We start from the raw sequence: 25,646 nt of genomic DNA on the forward strand, positions 1-25,646 counted from the left end.
CCCGACGGAGCGGCGGGCTTTTCACGTTAGTTTTGTCCGCGCAGCTTATTGAGCGACCGGTGTAAAACAAAATCCTGGAGACCTGCTTTCAAGGGCTCTCCAAAACCGAAGTACAATGAGGGCACCGTGTCGCCTCCTTATGGATTTCCACATAGCAATAAGGACAGGGCTTGGTAGCCTTTTCCTCTGCCACCTCTTCCTTAACTTCCTTCTTTCTGTTAAACCGGTTGATCTGCTTGATTACGATGAAAATAGTAAAGGCGATGATCAGAAAATCCACGACATTATTAATGAATAATCCATAATTCAAGGTAGGGACCTTGGCCGCCTGAGCCTCGGCAATGGTAGCAAAATCTCCCTTTCCCAGAGTAATAAAGGCATTGGAAAAATCCATCTGACCCAGGAGAAGCCCTACCAAAGGCATAATCACATCATTGACCAAGGAAGTGACGATTTTGCCGAAAGCGCCTCCGATAATAACGCCCACAGCCAGATCAATGACATTCCCTTTCATGGCAAATTCTTTAAACTCTTTCCACATTTTCTATTCTCCCTTACTTACCTTTTCTTAATCCACATTTCTTCATACATTCTGCCAGCATTTCCGGAAAGGCGTAAATTTGCTCAGGTTCATATTCCCCCATTAAGCAGATTTGGACCCAGTTGCGCTGAAAAAGATAGGCGCTGCGATAGCTGAGAACATAGCCCTCTTCCTCCAATAGCTCACCGCACTCCAGGGATGGCACTTCCCGGGGCAGTACCAGAGTAAGTATATTGGGGGCGGCGTCTTCCGGTAAGGCTAATACTTGAAATCCAAGCTCCTGCAGCTTCGCTCTGAGCCACTCCCCCTGTCTTTGGTTAATGCACAGCTCTCTTTCTGCCGCATAGTGCAAAGCCTGCTCCAAGGCATAGATGAGATTGGAGGATTGGGTAAAAGGAACCCCCTCCGACTGTTGATATAATCCCAGATCCATATAGCGGGGCAGTCTTCCGCCCTCCAGGGCCTGATTATAAAAGACGAAACTCAGCCCGGGATAGGAACAGAGGGCTTTGCCGCTGACTCCGGTGGCTAAATAGACCCCACTTAAGTCCACAGGTACCGCACCGATGGAACTCACGCAATCCACAGCCAGAGGAATGTGCTGGCGGTGACAGAGGGCCTTCAGTCTTGGCAAATCATTGAGCACTCCGGTGGAGGTTTCCAAATGGACCGCCCAGAGCCACTGAATCGAACCCTCCCCCTTGCTCAGCTGTTTTTCAATGTCTTCATAATCGAACCCTTTTCCCCAAGGAATACTATAGTCTTCAAAATTGAGACCTGCCCGTCGCGCCTGATCCAGCAAACGGTTCCCGAACTCACCGTTGCTGAGAACCAGGCCTTTTTTCTGCCCCAGAGCCGTGCGGAGATAAGCCCCTACCACATCATTGGCCAAAGTCCCTGATCCCAGCAGGATCTGAACATAGTGAACCTTCAGCCATTGGGCCAGTTGCTCTTTGATTCGGGCCATTACTGCCAGGAATTCCTCCGACCGGTGAGAACGGGGAGGTCTCCCTAAGGCCTCTTGCACTTCCCGGCGAAGTTTGACCGGCCCGGGAAGAAAATTCACACTATCTCTCCGGCCATCCTTGCTTTGGAAAGCCTTAAACAATTCGATAAGCTTTTGACTCATCTGCTCCCGTGTCATGTACATGGGCTGATAAGAAGCCGCCGCTGTCCCTACCAGAGGACCAAAAGGCTTAAAGCCCAGGTGATTATATAATTTCAGCTGCCTTACTGTACCAGAGATTACGGCCAGATCATAACCTTTTTTCTGACAATGCTCAAAAAGCAGGCTCATCAGCCCCAGCAGCACCCGCGTCCCCCGCACCTCCTTCTCCACGGCCAAGAGACGAATTTCGCAGATTGAGCTATAAGGAGGCAGATAGGAATCTAAATCCGCCAATTTCCGATCGATGGAAAAAGGCCGTTTGTCCCGGCAGGCCAACATCCCCATGAGTTTTCCCCGGTGCAAAGCGATGCAATAGGTATTTTCCTGGTGGAATGGATCAACCAGCCGTTCCTGGCTGTTCACTTCATGTTGAGGAATTTCTTTGACAAAGGTTTTGTAGTTTAAGCGGTGGATTTGTTCAAACTCCTCTTCAGCAGCGGCAATTTTAAAGCTTAAATCCGTACTTGCCATTACCTTCTCCTTTGCGATGATTTATTCAGCATCTCCCGGATATTCTTCCGGTGAGCCAAGAGTATGAAGATAGCCAGAACAGCCAAACCTGCCGACTGCTCAAAGGGTCTCGCCATGATCAAGGATAGAATGGGTGCGCCCAGAATCGCCGCCAGACCGCTTAAAGTGAATTGGCGGGTCAAAGCTAAAACAAACAGGAACACCCCTGCCGCAGCCGAAGCCAGCATAGGATCAACGACCAAAATTCCGCCCAGCGCCGGTGCGACTCCCTTCCCCCCGCGCAAGCCCAGCTGCAAGGGCCAGATATGTCCGGCCACTACTGCAATCAAACAGAGCATAAGGGTAGTCAGCGATAGATTGAAGAGCATGGACAAGGCCGGCGCCAAGGCTCCCTTGAGGGCATCGCCCATTAAGGTAAGCAAAAACCCCTTTTTCCCCAGAACTCTTCCCGCATTGGTAGCCCCCGTTGCCCCGGACCCCTGGTTGCGAACATCTTCCTGCCGCCACAGTTTGACAAGATAGTACCCGGTGCTCATCCCTCCCAGGAGATAAGCACCCAAGATCATGAACAGATCGATCATCCCAGCCTCCTTTGATGCAAGCTTCATTTCTTCCCCTCTAGGAATATACTACCATATGCATGGAATATCTTGCCATATCCTTGGCAGTTTATTATTCTGCTAAGAGAAAGGAAGGGTAGCATGGAAGCTGTTCAACTTGATTCGATAGAAAAAAACAAATCCATCGAAACCATGAATTACTTTGAGCTCTTAGCCTGGCTGGGCATTGGGAGCTCCCATCCGGGAGGATTTCCCGCCACCGTCAAAAACCTGGAAGTTATGGATGTCAACGACGGGGATTTCATTCTTGATGCAGGCTGCGGCAGCGGTCTTACCGCCTGCTATTTGGCCAAAAACAAGGGCTGCAAAATTATCGGTGTCGATATCAATTCCCAAATGATCGAAAAAGCCCGGCAGAGAGCCGAGCATGAAGGAGTAGCTCATCTGGTGGAATTCAGGGTAGCCGATGTCAATCGCTTGCCCTTTCCCGACGATCATTTTAATTGGATCATGTGCGAATCGATCACCGTCTTCTTAGATAAAGGCAAAGTCTATCAGGAGTTCTTTCGCGTCTTAAAACCTGAAGGCCGGATTGCCGATCTGGAGATGGCTCTGCTCTATGAGCTGCCCCCCCAGCTTCGCGCTCAGATGGAGCTCTGCTATGGCCAAGGCACTGATCCCCTGTCTTTTGAGGAGTGGAACAAAACCTTGACCGCAGCAGGGTTTGTGGACGTAGAAATCAAAAACCCCCAGGCCTTGCAGAACACCAACAACAACCTCGTCTTAAACGAACTGAAAAATGACTGGATGCTGGTTAAGGATCTGGTGCAAAAGGTCTCCAGCCAACCGGGCCTCTACAGACGCTTGCAGCAAAATGCCAATTTTATGAAATACTATAAAGGGTATTTCGGCTTCGGCCTGATCAGCGGTCGCAAACCCACACCCCCGGAACCGCCTAAGCCACCGACCCTTAAAGAGAGATGCGTGAATAAATTTAAAACCATCTTTAAGGGCAACTTTTTTCAGCGCAAATCACGTTCTGTATAATAAACGATCCCAATAGCGCCGGGGCCGACATGAAGCCCGATCACCGGACCGATGGGCATCACCTTAATATTGGCAGTGACCTTATCTTTAATTTTCTTCACCAAGGCCTGGGCTTCATCGAGGCAATTAATATGGTGAACCGCAATCTCCCCTAACCCATAGGCGCCGATGTCCTCAAGCATCTTATCAATCATGGCCAATACGGCTTTCTCCTTATGCCGCACCTTGGTCAGGACCAGAACCTTACCCTCTTCCACCGTGAGAATGGGAATAATCTTAAACAGATTCCCGATTAAGGCACCGGCTCCGCCGATCCGGCCCCCCTTTTTCAAATAGTCCAGATTATCCGGTATAAACAAAAAACGACTGCGCTTAATCGTCTGCAGCACAACCTCTTTGACCTCAGCCAGGCTCTTCCTGGCTTGGGCAGCCCGGGCTCCCTGTATCACGGCAAATCCTAGTTGCATAGAATTGGAGCGGGAATCAATGATCTCGATCTGGGCATCGGGATAGTTTTCCAGAACCATCTCTTTCGCTAATTGAGCGGTGGAAAAGGTCCCGCTCATATCGGAGGATAGGAAAATCCCGCACAAGCTTTCACCTGCCGAGACTACTTTTTCCATCTCCTGATAAAATTCACCGATGGAAGGCTGGGAAGAGGTGGGTATCCCCTTGGCTTCCATCATCTTGTAAAACTCTTCATTGGCTAAGTCGCTTTCCCGCAGTGATTGATCACCAAAAGAGACATTCAAAGACACCCGTCTTATCTCCAATTCTTGTCTTGCTTCACCATCTATGTAGCTTGTGCTATCGGTTAACACACGGACAGCCATTTGTTCATCTCCTTTTTTTATAATTACTTTCAATTCTACAATAAAAGAAGATAAAAGGGAATTAAGCCCACTGCTAAAGCGGGCTTAATTTCACTATCTGGGAGTATAAACCTGCGTTATATACTCCTTAAGCATAAGGGCAGCCAACGGCTTCTCCTTTTGTGAGGCGGGAAAATACCCTGACCCAAATCATTTTTATAATCTTTTTGTGTTCACTTCTTCATGGTATAATATGGGTAACACACTCCATAGGGTGTTTGCTAAGAGAGGCAGGTGAAAGTTTGAAAGAGTTCATCAGTCTGAAAATTGATTACGCCTTCAAACTTATTTTCGGCAAGGAGGGCAACGAAGCCATCCTCATTGCCTTTCTCAATGCCGCTCTCAAGTTGCCCCAAGAGAGCCGGATCGAAGAAATCACGATTATAAATCCGGAGTTGAACAAAGAATATCCAGAGGATAAGAAATCCATCCTGGATGTGCGGGCCATAACCAGCCAAGGGATGCAGATCAATATTGAAATTCAATTAAGCAACCAATATGACATGGAGAAGCGTTCCCTTTACTACTGGGCTCAGATGTACTCCCGCCAGATCAGAGAAGGTATGGCCTACAAAGAATTAACCAAGACCGTATCCATCAACATAGTGGATTTTAATTACTTGAAACAGACTTCAAACTACCACAATGTATTTCATCTTTATGAAGATGAAGAAAAATTTCAGCTGACCGATGTTCTGGAAATACACTTCATGGAGCTGCCCAAGCTGCTGGCTAAGTGGCGAAGGCGGGAAATCAGTCTCTGGGAAAATGAATTGGTCCGCTGGCTGTTGCTCCTGGAAGGAGCGGATAATCAGGAAATCTTGCAGATATTGGAGGAGATTGCCATGAAAGATCCCGTACTGTATCAGGCCATGAACGCCTGGGAGGAAACCAGCGAGGATCCGCGCATCCGAGAAGCTTACTTTGATAGACGCAAGGCCATCCTGGATGAGAAGGCTGCCATCCGCGAGGCCGAGCTCCGGCTGCAGGAAGCCCTTGAGGAAGGGATGGCAAAAGGAATAGCGGAAGGCAGAGCAAAGGGAATAGCAGAAGGCAAGGCTGAAGGTAAAGCTGAGGGTAGAGCTGAAGTGGCGAAAAAGCTCTTGGTTCTGGGCTTTGAAATAACCAAGATCGCCGAAGCGACAGGATTGTCTGAGGAAGAAATATCAGGCTTAAAAGATTGATCCTCAAACCAAGCAACTCCAAATCCTCCCTTAAAAGCCAAAAGAACAGAAATTGTGGTTAATCACAATCCTGTTCTTTTTTGTTTACAGAAAAGAACCCCGCTGCTAAAGCAGGGCTGATTCAGTCGAAAGCAAGCCCAAGATAAGCCCCTTCTCCAGGTAGGCTGTCCTCTTGATTAGTAGGTTCGGATTCCCGGGAACTTGTTCTTTTCAACATGCCAAAGGAGCGGATCTGACCGCCTATCCCCTGACCCCAAGGGGCAGGTGTCCGGATGATGAATTCCTGAGCCGGGATGGTTTGGGCCAAGGCCTTCAATCCCTGAGCAATCAGCGCCTCGGGAACTAAAAGCTCCTTAACCAAAACCTTATCCTCAGTCAAACATTCCACAGCCGCGCACCCCTGAACTTCCCCGCTGCTTAGTTCGTAAAGGTCTGCCCCGGAAAGCCGGGAAACCTGTTTTTGATAGGCAACCTCTTCTTCCCCATAGGCGATATAAGGGGTTCCGCGGAGAAGCTGATTGCGGATGCTGTTATAAGTTTGAGGAAGGGCAGCCGCAACCGCAAGGTCCGGCGTTTCCTCCATATTAGTATAGGGCGACTTAGTATAAGGGGGCTCACCCATAACCCTAATCTCATCACGGTTCAGTACCGCTTCACGAAGGGTAAATCCTGCCTGGTACCCTTGCCTCTCATAAAAGCCGAACAGCTTCTCTTCAGCGGGTACCAGGACACACAACTCTATCTGCCGGCTTCCCAGATAAACCAAGGCCCACTCCATCAGCTCCGAGGCCATCCCCCGGCGCTGAAAATCCGGATGAGTGGCAATGGCATAAAGCATAGCGCCTTGCCTGGTCTTCTCCCCCTCAGGACCGTCCACATATTGGATCGGAATCATGGTCAGCATTGCCGTAATGACCTGGTCGACAAGATAGACAGCAACCTGTTCCGGCTGGAAACGCCGGGCAAAATAAAAATCAATAAAGGAATCCCCATCCCCAAAGCAAAGCTTCCAGATAGTTTTCAGTCGCTCCATATCGGACCAAAGAGCCGGCCGCATTTCTTTCATAGCTGTCTCCTTATCGCCTAGGCAAAATACCGGGCCAGGAACTTCTCTTCCATTTTATCCGGATGATAGGATAATTTTGCTTTGCGCAACCCCTCATATCCCATGTCCTCTTCCCGATTCACGTAGACCAGATCCGGATAGGTTTCCCTGATCCATCTCACAAATTCCCGGTTAATCATTTGGTAAGCCCCTTGAATCTCCCCAAAGGCCTTCTCCACATGGACCACATAAGTATCGGAATTGAGCCGTTCTCCCATGGTAAAGGCCACTATCTTGCCATCCGCCCGCAGTAATCCCCCTTCCAGCTCCAGGTCTGTGAAGTAATCAAAATCCCGTTTTACAGCACAGTATTCAGCCCTTAACTGCTCATCATCTTTACAGTCATTCCTCCGACACCATTCCAAATTCATTTCCCAGCATTCAGCCAGGTTTTCCGGAGTGAGCAGCTCGAAAGCCCAGGTATTATTGGCCTCGAAGCGGTTGATATGGTTTCGCTTGGCCTGGAGCTTTCTTCCGGCCAGTGTAGCCAGCTTCTCCGCCAGATAGACATAATCAAAGCTATCCCGCATTTCTTCATATTCAAAATGCTCAGGATACAACTTCTTCAAAGTCGCCATATTTTCCGGGGAAATTCCCAGTACTATAAATTCATGCCCATTTTCCTGAGCATCTTTTTTCATTGCTTCCAGAACCGGCTGCACATCACCGGTGCCTGCCGGATAAAAATAATAATAGGTCTCTCCCAGCCGTCCTTTGATGACAAGATAATCCTCCACTTGAGCCACCTGGTAGTGATACGTCCCCGACCATGAAAATAAATTCGTAAAATTTTGATGACAACCACCAAGATCCGCAGCTTCCAGCAGCGGTTTTACCCACTCTTTATCTCTCATCTCTATCTTCTTAAAGTCAATCATATTCTATCCACCTTATGTTCTGCTATTTTTGTAATTGTCCTAGGCATGATATTATTATATTATAGGAATAACTTACCAATGTCTAGAATCCTCCCCTGCTCTCCTTAGAGCACTTCTATTATAATACCTTATTTTTTCTTCGAATCAAAGTGACAAATCTTTGGGATGCTATTCATTGAAGTATCCGCTTAGGAAGGGGTAAACCATTGATCAAATTTATCATTCGCCGCTTTATTCCCCACCATGAAAACATCTCAGATAAGCGGGTCCGCGAACAGTATGGAGTTCTAGCGGGAGCATTAGGTATCATCTGCAACCTGATTTTATTTATACTTAAGCTTTTGCTGGGGCTTTTTATGAACAGTATTGCCGTTATTTCCGACGCTTTTAATAACCTCTCCGACTGCGGCTCCTCCGTCATCGCCATCATCGCGGCCAAAATGAGCAACCGGCCTCCGGATATAGAGCACCCCTTTGGTCACGGCCGGATCGAATACATCTCTTCCCTGGTCGTCTCCTTTATCATCTTTATGGTCGGCATCGAACTTCTCAAAAATTCCTTCACTAAGATCCTTCACCCGGAAGAGGTCCTTTTCAGCTGGATTTCTCTGGTTATCCTGCTTTTTTCCGTAGTCCTGAAAATCTGGATGTTTTCCTATAACCGCTACATCGGGCATACCATTAATTCAGGAATCAATAAAGCCACTGCTTATGACAGTCTTAACGATGCCTTAGCCACCAGTGCCGTCATCCTTTCCACACTGATCGGTCACGCTTTTGATCTTGCCATTGACGGGTACGTCGGTCTGCTCATCTCCCTTTTCATCCTTTATACAGGATATAATGTGGCCAAGGAAACAGTCAATATTCTATTGGGCTCCTCCCCTAACCCCGAGTTGTGCAATCAGGTCAAAGACTTCGTCAATGAAGGAATGTACATTATCGGCACTCACGATCTAAAAGTTCACGATTACGGCCCAGGCCGCACCATCGCCTCCATTCACGCCGAGATTCAGGATACGGTAAACATCGTCGACGCCCATTTGATTATTGATGACTTGGAAAAGCGCATCTCCGAAGAACTGAACATCAATATTGTCATTCATATCGACCCCATTACCACCGACAAAGAAAAAATTAAAGGTATGGAGGAGATCGTTAAATCCGCCGTGGAGGAAGTAAATAACTCCTTTGTCGCACATAATATCCGTATGACCATCGGCTATCGCTGTATGAATGTCATCTTTGAATTATCCGTCCCCTCTCCCCAGGTCCCAGCTGCCGATACTATCCGCAAGGATATTATTCATAAACTAAAAGAAAAAGACCCCCAGCTCAATGTGATTGTCAATTCCATCACCGCCTTGACCTAAAAACTATTGACTATACACAAATGGAAATTGGAGTGTGATCCAACGATGTGGTTTGCCAAATCTCAGGAAGAAACGCTTAAAGAGCTCAATGTAAACCCTGCCACCGGGCTCACCAGCCAGGAAGTCCAAGCCCGCCTGGAGCAATACGGAACCAATAAGCTTAAGGGAAAACCCAAGAAAAGCTTAATCGCCTTGTTCTTTGCCCAATTGAAGGATATGCTGATTTATGTCCTGATCGGTGCTGCATTAATCACTTTCTTTATCGGGGAATATGTGGACTCCATCATCATTCTTCTGGTGGTCGTCCTCAACGCCGCCATTGGCGTTTTTCAGGAATTCAAGGCCGAAAAAGCCATTGAAGCCTTGCAGCAAATGACTACTCCTAAAACACTGGTCCGCCGGAACGGCGAGGTCCTGGAAATCCAATCGGAGGAACTGGTGCCCGGAGACATTGTTCTCATCGATGCCGGCCGCTTTATCCCAGCCGATCTGCGCCTCATCGAGAGTGCCAATCTCCAGATTGAAGAGTCGGCTCTCACCGGTGAATCCGTTCCCACGGAAAAAGTGGCCCAGGAAGTCCTTCAGGACCCTAAAACTCCCCTTGGCGATCAAGTGAACATGGCCTTCATGTCCACCTTAGCTACTTATGGCCGGGGTGAAGGGGTGGTGGTGGGCACCGCCATGGAAACAGAGATCGGGAAAATCGCCAAGATTCTCGATGAAGAGATCGATGAGATGACCCCCCTGCAGAAGCGAATGGAAGAGCTGGGGAAGGTCTTGGGCTATCTGGCCATCGGCATCTGTGTCCTCATCTTTGTCATCTCCTTTTTCCAGAAGCGGGACCTCTTTGAGATGTTCCTGACCGCCATCAGCTTAGCTGTGGCCGCCATCCCTGAGGGTCTTCCCGCTATTGTCGCCATTGTCCTGGCTCTGGGGGTCACCCGGATGTCCAAAATCAATGCCATTGTCAAAAAACTGCCTGCTGTGGAAACTTTGGGCTCTGTAAATATTATCTGTTCGGATAAAACCGGAACCCTGACGCAAAACCAAATGACAGTGGTCAAGTATTACACACTGAATAATTTGCAGGAGGTGCCCCGGGAGGGTTCAGGTTTTGACGCAAGCATTCAGGCCAAAGAGCTGATGAAGACCTTTGTCCTTTGCTCAGATGCTACTTATGAACAGGGCCAGGGCACAGGAGATCCTACGGAGATTGCCCTGGTGGTCTTAGGGGAGCGCTTTAACCTGGGAAGAAAAACCTTGCATGCCGAATATAAGCGGGTAGGAGAAAACCCCTTCGATTCCGACCGCAAACTCATGTCCACCCTCAATGAAGAAAACACAGGCTACCGGGTCCATACCAAAGGAGCGATTGACAATCTTCTCAAACTTTCAACCACCGCCTTAGTTGACGGCAAGGTGGTCCCCCTTACGGAAGAGATGAAGCAGGAGTATCTCCGTGTGGCTGACGAAATGTCCGACGCTGCTCTGCGGGTGCTGGGGGCCGCTTACAAAGATGTGGACAGAGTGATCAGCCCCCAGGAGATGGAGCAGGATCTGACCCTCATCGGCATGGTGGGCATGATCGATCCTCCCCGCCTGGAAGTCAGGGATTCCATCCGGGATGCCAAGCTGGCCGGGATCACACCGGTCATGATTACCGGAGACCATAAAAACACCGCTGTGGCCATCGCCAAAGAATTAGGCATCGCTGAGTCCATCGAGGAAAGCATGACCGGCGCTGAGATCGATCAATTGTCCGACGAAGAATTTTCCCAGCGCATCGGCAGTTTGCGGGTCTTTGCCCGGGTATCTCCGGAGCATAAGGTCAAAATCGTCAAAGCCTTCAAATCCCATGGCAATATCGTTTCCATGACGGGGGATGGGGTCAACGATGCTCCTTCCTTGAAGAACGCCGATATCGGTGTGGCCATGGGAATCACCGGTACGGATGTCTCCAAAGGCGCCGCCGATATGATCTTAACCGATGATAATTTCACCACCATCGTCCATGCTATCGAGGAAGGCCGCAATATCTATAACAACATCAAGAAATCGGTGATTTTCCTTCTCTCCTGCAACCTGGGGGAGATTGTCGCCATCTTCTTCTCCGTCCTCTTTTTCTGGCCCGTTCCCCTGCTCGCCACCCAGCTTTTATGGATTAACTTAATCACCGATACCCTGCCGGCCATTGCCCTGGGTGTAGATCCCGGTGATAAAGAAGTCATGCGGCAAAAACCCCGCAACCCCAAAGAAAGCTTCTTTGCCCACGGTTCAGGCATCAGGGCCATCATCGGCGGTGTCTTGATCGGTGCTTTAACCCTGGTTGCCTTCTACATAGGGCTTCGTGAATACGGCTATACCTTAGGATCGACGGATATCCCCGCTGATATCCTCACCTATGCCCGCACCATGGCCTTTGTGGTTCTGGCGGCTTCCCAGCTTTTCTACTCCCTGTCCATGAGACATGCCACCAAATCCATTTTTGCTGTAGGCATCTTTTCCAACCGCTACCTGATTGCGGCTATTATCGTCGGTTTATTGCTGCAGCTGATGGTGATCTCTGTCCCCTTCCTCTCCAGCGCCTTCAAGCTGCAGATGCTCTCTTTAAGAGATTGGGGAATTGTCCTTTGCCTGGCGGTTATCCCCCTCGTTCTTAAGGAGATCTATAAACTCTTCTTGCGGCGATCTTAGCTAAAGAGCAAGGCTAATGTTCAACTGAACTCGTTGGGCATTAGCTTTTTTAAGTAAATTTAAAGTTGACCTGTTAACCTTGGTTTATCAACCGAAAGGAGAACAAGAAAACAACATGACAAAACATTTAATAGGTGTTCTTCTCTGTGCTCTTATGGCGATAAACCTCGCCGGATGTTCCAGCACGGTAAGCAACGTCAAAAGCGGCGTTGTCCTTAGTGAATATAAAGGACTTTCATACGCGAAAAGCGATACCACGGTCTCTGACCAAGAGGTTCAAGATGAAATTGATGCCCTTATCGAATCCCAAGCGATCCCGGTGGAGGATTCTGAGCGAAGCAGTACCCCTGTCGCATCGGGTGATGAGCTTTGGATCGATTACATTGGTTATGTGGACGGTGCAGAATTCGAAGGCGGGAACAGCAATAACGAAGGGGCCTCTCTGACGATTGGCTCAGGAAGCTTTATTGAAGGATTCGAGGAAGCTCTCATCGGCAAAACCGTAGGCTCAACAACCGATATTAATGTGACCTTCCCTGATCCTTACACCAGTAATACTGAGCTTTCCGGTAAAGTCGCTACCTTTACCGTGACAATTCATTATGTCGTTAAATATGAAATTCCTGAATTCACGGATGCCTTTGTCAACGAGTATACCCAGGGCGAATATACCACAGCTGCAGAGTACCGCCAGTCTATTTACGACTCACTTGTCACTGCCAAAGAGGATGAAGCCAAAATTGCCTATATGAATGAAGTAATTGAAACTGCCATCAATAATTCTACCTTTACACTGGATGAAACAGAAGTTGAAGAAGCTTATAATGAAATGGTTGAGTATTATACTTCTCTTGCCGGCTCCTATGGTACCGATCTGGAGACCTATGCCTCTTCCCTTGCCATGACTTTAGATGATTTGTATGCCGAACTGAAGACCACTGCCGAAGATACGCTCAAGCAAGAGCTCTTTTTTGAGGCTTTGATTGCAGCAGAGCAGCTCAACATCACAGAAGATGACTATGCAGAAAAAATTGGCGAATATCTTAATTATTACGGATATGTAGATGACCAAGCAGGTTTTGAAGCCGCCTATGATAAGGAGGCCATCAAAAAAAGCATGCTTTATGAGAAAGCAGCGGAATCCCTGGTCGAATGGGGCGTACCTGTAGAAGCATAACAAGGATAATACACCTCAAAACTATTTCAAGAAGTGAAAGAGCAGCCTTTCTTCTATTGTGAATGAAAGGCTGTTAGTGTTTTTCAAAGCATGTTCATCCACAATCGGCTGGTTGAAGCTGATTTTTTTCAATTCCTCTTGACTAGAGAATATAAATAGTATATATTATTAACACAGTTAGTTATTATATTTCTTAACCATATTTTAATAAGGACAACGCCATTCTTTATCCACTGTGATACGACTCAGATCGGAGGTGTACGAATATGTCAAGGGAAGAGCATCAGAACAGCTTGAGCTATGTTGACAAAGCCTTGGCCGCCTTTAATGAAATCATGGCCAACAGCCGGAAAGATATGATGGAAAACCTCAATCGCGCCCATAAAGGAGAGCTTTTTGTTTTGCATTACCTGGCGGTATGCAATAGAGAAGTTCTCCCTTCTGAACTAAGCGCGGCGCTGCAGGCCAGTACGGCGCGCATCTCCGCTTTGCTCGGCGCCTTGGAAAAAAAGGGCCAGATTGTCCGCGACATCGACAAGAGCAACCGCCGCAATATTCTTGTGACCATCACCGAGGAGGGGCGCAACCGCGCCGAAGCCGAGATGAAGGAGATGAAAAACAGAATGGTACGGATATTTACCGACATGGGTGAAGCGGATACGATAGAGTTCATTCGGCTGACCCGCCTCTTTTCCGAGCTTATGCAAAAGTATTCTCCCCAAGAAGAAGGCGGCATGCCGAGCGGTTAAACGGGCATCCCTCACCAAAGTACAGATTGATTTATGCGGGCCATACAGTCCGCATTACTATAGTCCCATTACTAACAGAGTTCGTTACTAATACAGATGATGCCGAACCCTATACAAACGACTGGAGGAACAAACATCTATGGTAAGAATCTTCAAGTATCTCAAGGCGGAGGAATGGCTGATGGCAGGCATCAGCCTGATCTTCATCGTCGCCCAGGTTTGGCTTGATCTTAAACTCCCCGATTATATGGCGGAAATAACAACGCTGACCCAGACGCCCAACAGCGCCATCAGTGACATCTGGCTCAACGGCGGTTATATGCTGTCGTGTGCCTTGGGAAGTCTGGCAGCTGCAGTTGTCGTCGGCTTTTTTGCGGCCAAAATAGCCGCCTCCTTTTCCCAGCGGCTGCGCAGTTTATTATTCAATAAGGTTGAATCCTTTTCCATGGAAGAAATCAACCGTTTTTCAACGTCAAGTCTGATTACACGTTCCACAAATGACATCACCCAAATTCAAATGCTGGTGGTCATGGGTTTGCAATTAGTGATTAAAGCTCCCATTACAGCGGTATGGGCCATTACCAAAATCTCGGGCAAAGGCTTCGAATGGACCATGGTCACAGGGGTTGCTGTTTTGATTATGATCATAATGGTTACCTTTCTGCTCATCGTTGCCCTGCCCAAATTCAAAAAGATGCAGACCCTTACCGATAACATCACCCGGGTAACAAGAGAAAATCTCACCGGCCTGCGTGTTGTCCGCGCTTACAATGCTGAGAATTATCAGGAAGAGAAATTTGAAACGGCCAACGAAGAGCTAACCAGCACCCAAATGTTCACCAACCGCGCCATGGCAGTCATGATGCCGGTGATGAGTATGCTGATGAGCGGGCTGTCCCTGGCGATTTACTGGATAGGCGCCTATTTGATTGATGCGGCAGGGGCGCTGGATAAATTAGGCCTGTTTTCCAACATGGTCGTCTTTTCCAGCTATGCCATGCAGGTCATCATGTCCTTTATGATGCTGGTCATGATCTTCATTATGCTGCCCCGCGCCAGCGTTTCGGCCAAACGCATCAATGAAGTGCTGGATACGGAATCCCGGATTTTAGACGGAACAAAAACCGAGGGCCAGCCGGGCCTGCGAGGTGAAGTCGTGTTTAAGTCTGTCAGCTTCCAATATCCCGATGCAGCGGAACCTGTCCTTGAAGATATCAGTTTTACGGCCTCCCCCGGTGAAACCGTTGCTTTTATCGGCTCGACCGGAAGCGGCAAATCAACTCTTGTCAACCTTGCCCTCCGCTTCTTTGATGCAACCCAGGGGGAAATATTGATTGACGGCGTCAATGTGCAAGAATATAAGCTGGAAGCCCTTTTCAATAAAATCGGCTATGTACCCCAAAAGGCTGTGCTGTTCAAAGGCACGGTAGAATCCAATGTGGCTTACGGCGATAACGGCGGTGAAGGCTATCCTCTGGACGAAGTGAAGAAGGCCGTACAAATTGCCCAGGGCGCAGACTTTGTGGAGAAAATGGACGGCCAATACCAAGCCACCATTGCCCAGGGCGGAGCCAATGTATCAGGCGGTCAAAAGCAGCGGCTGGCCATCGCCCGGGCGGTGTGCCGCAAGCCTGAAATCTATATTTTTGACGATTCTTTCTCAGCCCTTGATTACAAGACCGACCGGGTTTTGCGCAGTGTGCTCAAACAGGAAACCGCAGGTGTCACCAGCCTGATCGTAGCCCAGCGCATCGGCACCATCATGGACGCCGACCAGATTATTGTGCTTGATGAAGGCAAAATCGTCGGCAAAGGAACCCACAAAGACTTACTCCGCGACTGCACTGTCTATAGAGAAATTGCCATGTCGCAATTGAGCGAGGAGGAATTGGCATCATGAGTGAGAATCAAACCAGAACCCCAAATGGCGGCCCTATGGGTGGGCCGGCGGGCGGTCCTCCCGGCATGGGGGGCGGCGAAAAAGCCAAGGATTTCCAAGGAACATGGGGCAAGCTGATCCGCTACTGTAAAGGCTACATGCCCGTCATTATCACCGCCCTTGTCATCGCGGCTTTGGGGACATTCCTGCAAATCATCGGTCCGGACCAACTGAAGAACATGATCAATGAGATCACCAAGGGGCTGCCGGCCCTGATCAACGGAGTACCGGTGTCTGGGGCCATCGATTTTAACGCGGTCTTCAATATTGGTATGCTGCTTGTCTGTTTCTATGCAGCCTCAGGTATCTTCAGCTTTGCCGAGAATTTTATCATGGCTACGGTAACTGCTAAAATATCTAAAAGCATGCGCACTGACATCGCCAAGAAGATCAACAAACTGCCCCTCAAATACTTTGACAAAACAAGTTACGGCGATGTCATCAGCCGCGTGACCAACGATGTTGACGCCATTGGCCAGACCCTCAATCAGAGCCTCGATAATTTGGTGAGGGCAGTTACCATGTTTGTCGGTTCCCTGGTCATGATGTTCTACAACAGCTGGATTCTGGCCCTGGTTGCCATCGGCTCCACTTTGATCGGGTTTGTTCTGATGGCGCTCATCATGTCCAAATCGCAAAAGTATTTTACTGTACAACAGCAGGGACTCGGCGATATCAATGGCCACATTGAGGAAATCTACTCGGGCCACAATGTTGTCAAGGCTTATAACGGCGGCAGCAAAGCGAAAAAGACCTTTGAGGAGATCAACACGTCCCTGTATGACAGCGGTTGGAAATCTCAGTTTATGTCGGGGATGATGATGCCGATTATGGGCTTCATCGGCAACTTCGGCTATGTGGCGGTGTGCGTGGTCGGTGCGGCCCTGGCCATGAAAGGTACGATCTCCTTCGGCGTCATCGTTGCCTTTATGATCTATATCCGCCTCTTTACCCAGCCTTTGTCCCAGTTGGCCCAATCCATGCAGCAGCTGCAAAGAACAGCCGCCGCCAGTGAGCGTGTCTTTGAATTCCTCGACGAAGAAGAATTGACCGAGGAAAGCCAGCAGCTCAAAAAGCTGGAGCATGTCAAAGGCCACGTGGAATTTCAGAATGTTCACTTTGGCTATGAGAAGGACAAAACCATTATCAATAATTTTTCCGCTCAGATCAAAGCCGGCCAGAAGGTCGCCATTGTGGGGCCTACCGGTGCGGGAAAAACAACCATGGTCAATCTGCTGATGCGCTTTTATGAAATCGACAGCGGCGAAATTCGCATAGACGGTACCCCCATCAGCCATGTGAGCAGAGAAAACGTCCATGACCAATTCTGTATGGTATTGCAGGACACCTGGCTCTTTGAGGGAACCATCAAAGAAAACATCATCTACAACAAGCAGGGCGTTACCGATGAAGAAGTGATCGCCGCCTGCAAGTCTGTGGGCATCCACCACTTTATCCGCACCCTGCCCCAGGGCTATGACACCATCCTCAATGATAAAGCCAACCTGTCGGCAGGCCAAAAGCAGCTTGTGACCATTGCCCGCGCGATCATTCAAAATTCACCCCTTCTGATCCTGGACGAAGCGACAAGCTCGGTAGACACCCGTACGGAAAGGCTCGTACAGGATGCCATGAATAAGCTGACCCAGGGCCGGACCTCATTTGTAATCGCCCATCGCCTCTCCACCATCAAAGATGCCGATCTGATTTTGGTGATGAAAGACGGCGACATCATCGAAAGCGGCAATCACGAGGAACTCCTCGGCAAGGGCGGCTTCTACGCCGAGCTTTATAACAGCCAATTTGAACAGGCTTCATAAAAAAACTCATAAAAGCAAAGGAGCAGCCGATGATCATTGAACGCAAATCCAAAGTCAATCTTCCCGATCTCACAGAACAGGATGGGCATCTCTTTCAAAGCTCCCGGGAGGATGCCAGAACCTCCTTGATCAAGCTCGCCCAAACCATGCAGATCTATAACGGCGCCATGAAAGTCGTCAGCGCCAAACTGGAATTACTCGATGATGAATTTCAATTCAGCAACAAGCATAATCCTATTCATCATCTGGAATACCGGATTAAAAGTCCCCTCAGCATTGGCAAAAAACTGCAAAAGTACGGCTTGCCGCTTACGGTCGAAGCCGCTCGGGAGAGAGTTCTTGACATCGCCGGCATTCGCGTGATTTGCAATTTCTTGGATGATGTCTATGCGGTGGAGAAAATGCTCCTGCAACAAGCCGATGTTACCTTGGTTAAACGGAAGGACTATATTGAGCAAGCCAAAGAAAACGGGTACCGGAGTTTGCATCTTGTCGTCAAAGTGCCGATTTTCCTGTCCGGCAGCACCGAAGAGATTCCGGTGGAAATCCAGCTGCGCACAGTTGCCATGGACTATTGGGCCAGCCTGGAACACATGTTGCGCTATAAAAATAAGGACAGCAATACTCAACAGTACGCCGCCATGTTGCTGGATTGCGCAACTACACTGGCCGACACGGAAAAAAAGATGCTGCATATCCGTGAGCATATTGAAGAATAACGGAAAGTATGACCCTCTGGGGTAAAGCCTAAAACGACCTCCTTACTGTTTTGAGTAAAGAGGTCGTTTCACGTCTTAATGAGCTATTGATTTCCAAACTATTCAATCCCCCACCTTTTCATCCAGGCATTTCAGGAGGAACTTTCGCAGATTTTTTTGATACTCCCCATGCACATTCTTATCGATCTTAACCAGCAGGCCCAGTTCATACACCACTTCTTTGAAGGCCCTTTCCAGGGCTTCCATTTTAAAGGCGGCTTTATGGGTAGCATTCTTGATTTGGGTGGCAGTAAGCTGATTCCGCAGCTTTTCATTGTTTTTGAAGAGCTGCTTATCTTTGAGCCTGCTGTTCTCAGCCTTCCTTTCAGCTACTTCCTGTTTCAATCCCTGCTTTTCCTTTTCCAGCTCCCCTGCCTTGAGCTTCAGCCCATCCCGCTCTTTTTCCAGTTGGCTGTTTTTCTCCTTTTCACCCTTCAGAGCTTTCTGGAGCTCCCTGCTCTCCTGCTCAGCCTCCTCTTTTTCCTGCCTGGCCTGCTCCCGCTCCTTGATGGCCCTCTGCAGCTGACGTACGGACATATTTTCGATATCCAGCTCGGCGATGAACTCTGCCCGCTCTTCTTCCGGTACATCCAAAAGGGTCAGTGCCTGGGAGTAAGATAAAATCGGAAACGTCTCAGATTTTGCTTTTTCCCCCTCCGGGGAGTCTCCTCCTGCCTGCCCGTACTCCCGGGCAACTCTCATATAATTTTCCGCCGTAGCCTTAGAATACTCTACATACTCTTCCAGCCATTTTCCCCACTCCCCGTGAGGAAGAAGGGCTTTCGCCTCGATCAGCCTCCGGCCGATCTCCACGGCACAGGTTAATTGGATTCTCCCACTGGACACTTTATAGCTGTTGATCTCCGCCGCGATGACCTGCGGGGTGCGTTCCCTTACTTGTTCACTCATGCCCATCCCTTCCCGGGTTTTTAATACAGTATATGGACCTGATATGACAGGTGTGACAACCCGTAACAGCAGCCGAAAAATATTCTCTGTGTGACAACCTGTAACAACCGCCGGGGAAACTTCATAGGATGTAAGGACAGCCCGGGTCTGTCGATTCATCAGGAATCCATCAAATAAAGGTGGTGATTAAGATGGCAATCGAAGGAATTCCTTATTCTGCAGCGTTGGTGGTGGTCTACCAAACGGGGCTTTCCCCTCTTGGTGCTCCCATCACAAGGCAGAAAACGTTTAACTCGATCCGCTTTGATGCGCCTGAAGAAGCTGTATATGACGCAGCACATGCGTTGTTTGGTTTGACAAAGCATCCGGTTCTCGATGTGTTTTTTAGAAAAACCTGGCAACTGGCAGAGGAATAAGGAGGCACGAAGAATAATGAACGGAAGCAATTCCGATAAAAGGAGGTGCGGGAATGGCTTTATCAACCACTAAAGTCGCAAGGCTGATCTTTTCCACCGCCGGTGGCGGAACGTTCACCCTTACTCTTGCCGATCCACGGGAAGATGTGCAGGTGACTGAGATCGTGGCCGCTATGGAGTCGCTTATCGCAAGTGATATCTATCTGACGGCCACCGGGGCTTTAACCGGGATCAAGGATGTGAAGATTGTTGACACGACAGTCAACGATCTTTACGATCCGGCGGCCGGCTGATCAATAGGCTGAGAAAAAACCCTATAGCCTATAAGGAAAACCGAGGCTGCGGCCTCGGTCCTTTTTTTCTCCTCAAATATTTGAAATCTTATCTTCATTACCGTGAAATCCTTTGTAATACTCCGGATACATCTCTCCTTCACATTTCCCGCAAGCTGCGTTGGCACGGTTGAGTCTCCATCATCTCAAGGAGGAAGGCCATGTGGCTCAAAAATTAAGCTTTTGTGGATTTAGGCAGAAGCACCTCAATATGATGCAGCCCTTCAAGCTACAGCGATACTCATCTACCTGCTATAACCGGGGCTCAATGCCGCAAACACCTGATCCAGAACCTCATAGACAGCTGCGGGCTGGGCCGGTTTGTTCAGAACCCGGAGCGGGGATACGGCTTCAAAGTCCCCCGGCCCCTCCGAGGCAGTGACAAAAACGATGGCACAATCCTTATTGCGCTGCCGGATGGATGAGGCGGTCTCCAGACCGGTGATATTTTTCATCCGCTGATCCAGAAAATAAAGGTCAAACCGGGTGGGGTTTTCCTGGAATTGCTCAAGAAGGTCCTCCCCGCTGCTGAATTCAGACAGGCTAAACCGGATTCCGGAACGGCTTTCATACTCCTGGATGATCAACTTTAGGTAGGCTCGCTGAAGGGCACCATCATCACACAGGCAAATATTCAACACGATGCCCCCCTTTCAGCAAACCCGGAAAAACCGAGAAAACCGGGCGTAGACTCATAAACCCGGCTCCTTATCCGGGCCGGGCTTATGCTCTGTAGGAAAGTCCAAATCCATTCCTGGACCCTGGATTGCCGTGACGGTTCAACTGCGGCGGTCAGCATGGCCTCCGCCGGTCCTTCCTCCTGCTGGGCTGGGCCGGTTCCTGCTCTACGATTCATAATTATATACTTCCCCCTTTTCCGCCCGGCACCGGACCGGACCCTCTATAAGAGTCCGACTCCGGCCGCCCGGCGGTGATCAGGGGAAATTAAAAGACGCATGCAAGGGTTTATCCCTACACATGCGCCTGAATTCATACTGTCTCATGTTTACTGCTCTCAAGTCGCACACAATCAGCACACCCCCGGACCGGCAGCCGATTATACCCCCAGGCCCGCGTACTGTTGTACTGGAGCGAGGAGCATTGTATAATGGATCTGTCGTCGTGGACAGCTTGCTGTTACGTGTAGGTGCTTGGACACCTTGCGCGTGCCTGTAAGTGCTGCTACACTTGCGGGCCGCGGCGGCCTTTTAATTTCCACCTGAATCCATTATAGGGGTATCGGGAGGGAATTTCAAGCCAAGTGGATAGTGAAGATCGGGATTTTATCCCGGGATGGCCTCTTATCTTCGTTTGCATTCTATGCACATCGTTCCGGAATAGGAATTTTCGAGGATTTTCTATACACCAACTTATTGTGCGCTTACAAAGTATGATCCTCTGCGGTAAAGCCTAAAAACGACCTCCTTACTGTTTTGAGTAAGAGGTCGTTTTACGTCTTAATCCGCTATTGATTTCCAAACTATTCTTTTATTCCTATGTGAGGAATTAAAGGCCGCTCTCGTTCTATAACTAAAGAGTATATTTATACAATTGCCAAATTCTCTGTAACCCTCTATCTCAAATTTCCGAACACTTGGCTATTTGAAATAGAGGGTTACAAGCAGCGCTTAGCCAGTATGAGAGGTTAGTTTTTCATTTCTTTCTCTATTCGCAGGATTTCCTCCTGGGAGAGCTTGGTCGCCTTGGCTATCACTTCCGGACTCATTCCCATACTCAGCATGGTTCGGGCCGTCTCCCTTTTCTCTTCTTGTCTGCCTTTCAGTTCTCCTTCTTGTCTGCCTTCTTGCCTGCCTTCTTCTCTGCCCTCTTCCCGGATCCACTGTTCAATCTGGGTCATTTTCAACACCTCCAACAATTTCCTTTTATTACTTTCGGACATAATCTTGTCGGTGATCACGATCAACGCAGCAATGGCGAATACTTTCGTCTTTTCATCGGTAGCCTTAGCTAGTTCGGCCGCTTGTATCGCCAGATCTTCTTCTTGTTGCCTGCTTTTCATGAGTGGCAGAAAGATCAGTTTCAGGGTATCCGTCTCATTTAAGAGCTGACCGCTTTCGATCTTGGCTTTCAGTCTGTTGTATTCCTGATCTCCATTATAGTCCTTCATGTAGATATTCTCGACCTGATAGAGGATGGAACCGCAGTCCAACCGCTCCTTGGCTTGTTCGATATGACCGGAATAGACGACGAAGGTGCGGATCTGACGCTCCCGCCGGCTCGCCAGCCGGGCGTCATAGTACAAGAAACGCTTTAAGTCCCGTTCACAGGCTGTGGTCTGGAATTCCAGGTGCAGTAAGGTGTCATCCTCCAACAGAAAGATGATATCACTGCGAGTTTCCTTGGCATCAATCGTCGGATGGGCAGAAGGGAGCAACGCTTTGATTTTAGCCGTTTTAATCCCGAAGACGTCCAGAGTTTTATTTCTAAACTGTTCGGCTAAAACTTTCATAAGCACATCATTGTTATGATAGGATATCTCGGTGTTCAATTCTATTCTCCTCTCTTTATTTTATTACAGAAGGTTGCTCTTGACAATGAGGGACAATTCCTATTTATAGGATATCAGAACATACGTTCCCGTTCAAGAAAATTATGGATATAATTTCTCTGGAAGTTTCCCTATACACGTAATAAGGAGGAGGGTGTTGTACCCTCCTCCCGGACTGTGGACAAAAAATCTTTATTACAAAAGCTCATCCTTCTTCTCAAGAATCGCTTCCGCTGCTGCGCAAGCGGGGCAATCGCAATATTTTACCCCGGCCTCCTTGAGTTCCTTGGCATGGGCTTCCATTTTCTTTACCCTTTCTTCACCAAATATCCGCACACCGATTGCTGACTTTGTAAAGGCAATCAGTCCGTCGATGGGCATGATGTCCATTTCCAGTTCCGCGATTAGCTTTTTGGTCTGCTCCGCTTCTCTGTCCGTCCCCATAGCATCCAGCCAGTTCTGGGCAGCAGCTTTGGCCTCTGGGCAGCTGGGGCGCGCACTTAGCAATTCCTTTGCTTTCTGGGCAACATAGTCCTTTACATCCTGGTTCATGGTTTTCATCCTTTCTTTTATATCATATATTGTCACTCTGCTTAAGAAAATATCTCCGCTTCGGCCGCGGCGGATAAAAGAGCACCGAAGGCTTCGTCAGACGAATATCGGTAAACCCCGGGATCACCCGCACCGTTTCCGGCAGCTGGGGATCATTGAGGTCCAGGGTTGTCAAGGCCCCTGTGGTGCAAGCCTCCACACAGGCCGGCGGCAGCCCATGATCCTGACGGGGATAGCACATCTGGCAGCGGGTCACCTTATTGGTATTAATGTTGTACTGGGGTGCATCATAAGGGCAGGCCTTGACGCAGAGACGGCAGCCGTTGCAAAGGGAAGAATCGATCTCCACGATGCCGTCTTTTCGCTTATTAAAGGCATGCTGGGGGCAGACGCGGAAACATTCCGGGCTGTCGCAGTGGTTGCAGGCCATGGACAGATAGGTCCCCAGATCTATTTCCTTGACATGCCGCCAGTGGATATTGGCCGGTGTATGATTTTCATTGCGGCAGGCCATCTCACAAGCCCGGCACCCTATACAGAGATTAGCATTGAACAGAAAGCCCTTTCTCTTAAACATCACTGCGCACCCTCCTGAGGTTAACCCGGCAATCAAAATAAGGGATACTTTCCCCATCTTTTCCCTGACCGCTGATCAGATGATTGATGGGATAACGGTCACTTTGCTCCACCAGAATAATTTTCTCCGGGAGATAGGGGTTGATTTTAGCCCGGCCGCTTATCGAACCATGCTCATTATAGATTTCAACCAAAGAATCTTCCCGGATAGTATGCTTGCAGGCGATTTCCTCCGCCAGCTCAATGATGGGTTCCTCTCTATTCTCCCCATTAAGCCAGGAAAGGGTCTCATACTGGGTATGGAATTTAAGCAGGGATTGAGGAGTAAGCAGGTGGTAAGGAAACAGCAGGGATGACTCCGTTTCTCTCATATCCTTAAAAAGGTGCGGCTGAACTCTTGAGAAACAATAGTTCCAACCGGAGAGCAAGCTCTCCTTCTTCCTTCTATAGGAATGCCGCTTAAGATCAGCAGGCTCCTCCAAACCATAAAGCTCCCTAATCTCCGGAGACAACTCCCCCTCGATCCAATCCCAGGGTTCTTTTTCCGCAGGAAAATTAGAAAACCCTGGCTGAAGTTCGTTGAGTTTACGGGTTAACTCCCGGGCAATCTGTAGATCGCTCTTTGCTTCATAGAAAGCCGGCAGGACTTTTTGATTATAGGAAAGCCAGTGGTGCCAAAAGCTCACATGCAAATCTTCCTCTTCAAAGAAGGACGCAGCAGGCAGAACAAGGTCGGACTGCCGGGCGGTGCTGTTCAGGTAGAGATCCACGGTGACGATGAACTCCATCTGTTGAAACAAATCACGCCAAGCCCGTAGATTGTAATCCTGGGCCAGCGGATTGCCGCAGGAAACCCACAGCATTTTAAGAGGCGGCTCCTGAAGCTTCATCGCCTTGCCCGGAAAATCGTTGACCGGCACCTCCCGGGAGGAGGTGAGCAAAGGCTGCTTTACTCCCTGATGCTTGGCTATATGCAGTGGAAATTCCTCCTGAGGCCGGTGGCGGAAATAGACTCCCCCGCCCACCGAACCAAAACTCCCGGTCAGAGCGGCCAGAGCACTCACGGCCTTTACCGATTCTCCGCCAGTGGGATAACGCTGCATGCCGAAACCCAGCCAATTAGCGGCTGGATGAAAGCGGGCATACAGATCGGCTAATTCTTCAACGACCCTTAAATGGACACCGGTGTGGGAACAAACTTCCTCCAGAGTAATCCCCTCAAGCCCTTGCTTATATCGATGAAACTCTCTGGTTTTTTGCCGAATGAACTCTTTATCGATCTTGTCACTTTCGATCAATAGTTTAGCGATCCCCCATGCCAGCCAGGCATCGGTCCCCGGATTGATCTGAACATATAAATCAGCTCTGTTGGCCGTATGGGTAAGGAGCGGATCGATAACCACCAATGGAGTTCCCTTTTGGCGTGCTTCATAGATAAACTTCATTTGATTGATATTGGTATTGGCCGGATTGGCTCCCCAGATCACGATCAAGCCGGCGTCGCTCATCTTCTCCGGATCAGGATTTCTTAGTTCATTTACGGTCTCCCTCAGTGCGGTTTCCCCGGTAGCGGAACAAATATCCCCGATGGGCCGGGTATGAGGACCCAGGCCTGCGAACATTCCTTCCACGGCCTGATGCAGCAAGCCGGCATTGCCATTCCCTTTATAATATCCTAAGCCCAGATTGGAGCCATAGCGGGTATTCAGTTCGATCATTTTAGAGGCGATAATTTCGTAAGCCTGATCCCAGGAAATCCGCCGCCACTCCCCTGACCCCCGTCGCACTTGACGCAAAGGGTACTTCAAGCGATACTCGTCCAAGGCATATTGAATTAAGGAATACCCTTTGGCACAAAGCCTTCCCCGGGTATAACCATGTTCGGAGTCTCCCACAACCCGGGTCAGCTTCCCCCCGCTCATATGGGAAATCATGCTGCAGGAACTATAACAATGCCGTGGACATGTATTGCGAAACGTTGGCATACCCAACACCAGCCTTTATTAATGTTTGAAA

At 49.0% G+C, this 25,646-nt stretch carries 24 protein-coding genes; 11 read left to right on the forward strand and 13 right to left on the reverse strand.

What is annotated here, in order from left to right; translation table 11 throughout:
- Window positions 1-88 precede the first annotated feature (88 nt).
- From mscL to plsY, 3 genes are read right to left on the reverse strand one after another with little or no spacing between them, the layout of a single operon-like run.
- Window positions 89-541: a large conductance mechanosensitive channel protein MscL gene (mscL, locus tag DESLBE_RS04915; RefSeq protein WP_005814614.1), complete on the reverse strand. Its 453-nt coding sequence runs from the start codon at window positions 539-541 to the stop codon at window positions 89-91.
- A 13-nt stretch (window positions 542-554) separates the two neighbouring features.
- Window positions 555-2,180: an aminotransferase class V-fold PLP-dependent enzyme gene (locus tag DESLBE_RS04920; protein ID WP_144675407.1), complete on the reverse strand. Its 1,626-nt coding sequence runs from the start codon at window positions 2,178-2,180 to the stop codon at window positions 555-557.
- On the reverse strand, window positions 2,180-2,788 hold the full coding sequence (plsY, locus tag DESLBE_RS04925; protein WP_172625375.1) for a glycerol-3-phosphate 1-O-acyltransferase PlsY: 609 nt from the start codon (window positions 2,786-2,788) through the stop codon (window positions 2,180-2,182). Before plsY ends, DESLBE_RS04920 begins: the two co-directional genes overlap by 1 nt.
- A gap of 93 nt (window positions 2,789-2,881) precedes the next feature.
- Between plsY and DESLBE_RS04930 the strand changes: the two genes are divergently transcribed.
- Window positions 2,882-3,787, forward strand: a complete 906-nt coding sequence (locus DESLBE_RS04930; RefSeq protein WP_144675409.1) for a class I SAM-dependent methyltransferase — start codon at window positions 2,882-2,884, stop codon at window positions 3,785-3,787.
- Here the strand turns inward: DESLBE_RS04930 and DESLBE_RS04935 are convergent.
- Entirely contained in the window at window positions 3,763-4,620 is an 858-nt protein-coding gene (locus tag DESLBE_RS04935; protein WP_144675411.1) for a DegV family protein, read from the reverse strand. The genes DESLBE_RS04930 and DESLBE_RS04935 overlap by 25 nt on opposite strands.
- A 257-nt stretch (window positions 4,621-4,877) precedes the next feature.
- On the opposite strand from DESLBE_RS04935, the gene DESLBE_RS04940 reads away from it, so the two are divergent.
- On the forward strand, window positions 4,878-5,843 hold the full coding sequence (locus DESLBE_RS04940; protein WP_144675413.1) for an Rpn family recombination-promoting nuclease/putative transposase: 966 nt from the start codon (window positions 4,878-4,880) through the stop codon (window positions 5,841-5,843).
- A gap of 121 nt (window positions 5,844-5,964) precedes the next feature.
- Here the strand turns inward: DESLBE_RS04940 and DESLBE_RS04945 are convergent, their stop codons facing one another.
- Entirely contained in the window at window positions 5,965-6,909 is a 945-nt protein-coding gene (locus tag DESLBE_RS04945; RefSeq protein ID WP_144675415.1) for a GNAT family N-acetyltransferase, read from the reverse strand.
- A gap of 17 nt (window positions 6,910-6,926) precedes the next feature.
- Window positions 6,927-7,826 carry a phosphatidylglycerol lysyltransferase domain-containing protein gene (locus DESLBE_RS04950; RefSeq protein ID WP_144675417.1) on the reverse strand — a complete coding sequence of 300 codons (900 nt, stop codon included), beginning with the start codon at window positions 7,824-7,826 and terminating at the stop codon, window positions 6,927-6,929.
- A 206-nt stretch (window positions 7,827-8,032) separates the two neighbouring features.
- Here DESLBE_RS04950 and DESLBE_RS04955 point away from each other — a divergent pair, with 206 nt between their 5' ends.
- The 7 genes from DESLBE_RS04955 to DESLBE_RS04985 all read left to right on the forward strand — a co-directional run bounded on the left by DESLBE_RS04955 (window position 8,033) and on the right by DESLBE_RS04985 (window position 18,297).
- Window positions 8,033-9,199: a cation diffusion facilitator family transporter gene (locus DESLBE_RS04955; protein ID WP_144675419.1), complete on the forward strand. Its 1,167-nt coding sequence runs from the start codon at window positions 8,033-8,035 to the stop codon at window positions 9,197-9,199.
- 45 nt (window positions 9,200-9,244) lie between these two features.
- Window positions 9,245-11,893 carry a cation-translocating P-type ATPase gene (locus DESLBE_RS04960; protein ID WP_144675421.1) on the forward strand — a complete coding sequence of 883 codons (2,649 nt, stop codon included), beginning with the start codon at window positions 9,245-9,247 and terminating at the stop codon, window positions 11,891-11,893.
- A 115-nt stretch (window positions 11,894-12,008) separates the two neighbouring features.
- Entirely contained in the window at window positions 12,009-13,070 is a 1,062-nt protein-coding gene (gene tig, locus DESLBE_RS04965; RefSeq protein WP_144675423.1) for a trigger factor, read from the forward strand.
- 266 nt (window positions 13,071-13,336) lie between these two features.
- Entirely contained in the window at window positions 13,337-13,819 is a 483-nt protein-coding gene (locus DESLBE_RS04970; RefSeq protein WP_144675425.1) for a transcriptional regulator, read from the forward strand.
- A 139-nt stretch (window positions 13,820-13,958) separates the two neighbouring features.
- Window positions 13,959-15,719 (forward strand): ABC transporter ATP-binding protein, encoded by a 1,761-nt coding sequence (locus DESLBE_RS04975; RefSeq protein WP_144675427.1) that lies wholly within the window; start codon window positions 13,959-13,961, stop codon window positions 15,717-15,719.
- Entirely contained in the window at window positions 15,716-17,578 is a 1,863-nt protein-coding gene (locus tag DESLBE_RS04980) for an ABC transporter ATP-binding protein (RefSeq protein WP_144675429.1), read from the forward strand. Before DESLBE_RS04975 ends, DESLBE_RS04980 begins: the two co-directional genes overlap by 4 nt.
- Window positions 17,579-17,607: 29 nt before the next feature.
- The gene (locus DESLBE_RS04985) at window positions 17,608-18,297 is read left to right on the forward strand and encodes a GTP pyrophosphokinase family protein (protein ID WP_144675431.1); all 690 of its coding nucleotides are present in this window, start codon (window positions 17,608-17,610) and stop codon (window positions 18,295-18,297) included.
- 102 nt (window positions 18,298-18,399) lie between these two features.
- Here the strand turns inward: DESLBE_RS04985 and DESLBE_RS04990 are convergent, their stop codons facing one another.
- Entirely contained in the window at window positions 18,400-19,245 is an 846-nt protein-coding gene (locus tag DESLBE_RS04990; protein WP_144678613.1) for a DUF3102 domain-containing protein, read from the reverse strand.
- Window positions 19,246-19,436: 191 nt separating this feature from the next.
- Between DESLBE_RS04990 and DESLBE_RS04995 the strand changes: the two genes are divergently transcribed.
- Window positions 19,437-19,661, forward strand: coding sequence for a DUF1659 domain-containing protein (locus tag DESLBE_RS04995; RefSeq protein ID WP_144675434.1), 225 nt, complete (start codon window positions 19,437-19,439; stop codon window positions 19,659-19,661).
- Between the two features lie 53 nt (window positions 19,662-19,714).
- Window positions 19,715-19,954 (forward strand): DUF2922 domain-containing protein, encoded by a 240-nt coding sequence (locus tag DESLBE_RS05000; protein WP_026184023.1) that lies wholly within the window; start codon window positions 19,715-19,717, stop codon window positions 19,952-19,954.
- Between the two features lie 284 nt (window positions 19,955-20,238).
- Here the strand turns inward: DESLBE_RS05000 and DESLBE_RS05005 are convergent, their stop codons facing one another.
- From DESLBE_RS05005 to DESLBE_RS05030, 6 genes are all read right to left on the reverse strand, one after another.
- Window positions 20,239-20,634 carry a response regulator gene (locus tag DESLBE_RS05005; RefSeq protein ID WP_018307245.1) on the reverse strand — a complete coding sequence of 132 codons (396 nt, stop codon included), beginning with the start codon at window positions 20,632-20,634 and terminating at the stop codon, window positions 20,239-20,241.
- Window positions 20,628-20,849, reverse strand: a complete 222-nt coding sequence (locus tag DESLBE_RS05010) for a hypothetical protein (RefSeq protein WP_018213022.1) — start codon at window positions 20,847-20,849, stop codon at window positions 20,628-20,630. The genes DESLBE_RS05005 and DESLBE_RS05010 overlap by 7 nt, the downstream gene beginning before the upstream one ends.
- 789 nt (window positions 20,850-21,638) lie before the next feature.
- Window positions 21,639-22,502 carry an Rpn family recombination-promoting nuclease/putative transposase gene (locus DESLBE_RS05015; RefSeq protein ID WP_144675436.1) on the reverse strand — a complete coding sequence of 288 codons (864 nt, stop codon included), beginning with the start codon at window positions 22,500-22,502 and terminating at the stop codon, window positions 21,639-21,641.
- Window positions 22,503-22,697: 195 nt separating this feature from the next.
- The gene (locus DESLBE_RS05020) at window positions 22,698-23,054 is read right to left on the reverse strand and encodes a molecular chaperone Hsp90 (protein ID WP_144675438.1); all 357 of its coding nucleotides are present in this window, start codon (window positions 23,052-23,054) and stop codon (window positions 22,698-22,700) included.
- A 22-nt stretch (window positions 23,055-23,076) separates the two neighbouring features.
- Window positions 23,077-23,631: a 4Fe-4S dicluster domain-containing protein gene (locus DESLBE_RS05025; RefSeq protein ID WP_005814572.1), complete on the reverse strand. Its 555-nt coding sequence runs from the start codon at window positions 23,629-23,631 to the stop codon at window positions 23,077-23,079.
- Window positions 23,624-25,615, reverse strand: coding sequence for a molybdopterin-dependent oxidoreductase (locus DESLBE_RS05030; RefSeq protein WP_144675440.1), 1,992 nt, complete (start codon window positions 25,613-25,615; stop codon window positions 23,624-23,626). The genes DESLBE_RS05025 and DESLBE_RS05030 overlap by 8 nt, the downstream gene beginning before the upstream one ends.
- Window positions 25,616-25,646 lie beyond the last annotated feature (31 nt).

Origin of the sequence: Desulfitobacterium sp. LBE (assembly GCF_007830365.1) — a bacterium.
Classification (GTDB): domain Bacteria; phylum Bacillota; class Desulfitobacteriia; order Desulfitobacteriales; family Desulfitobacteriaceae; genus Desulfitobacterium; species Desulfitobacterium hafniense.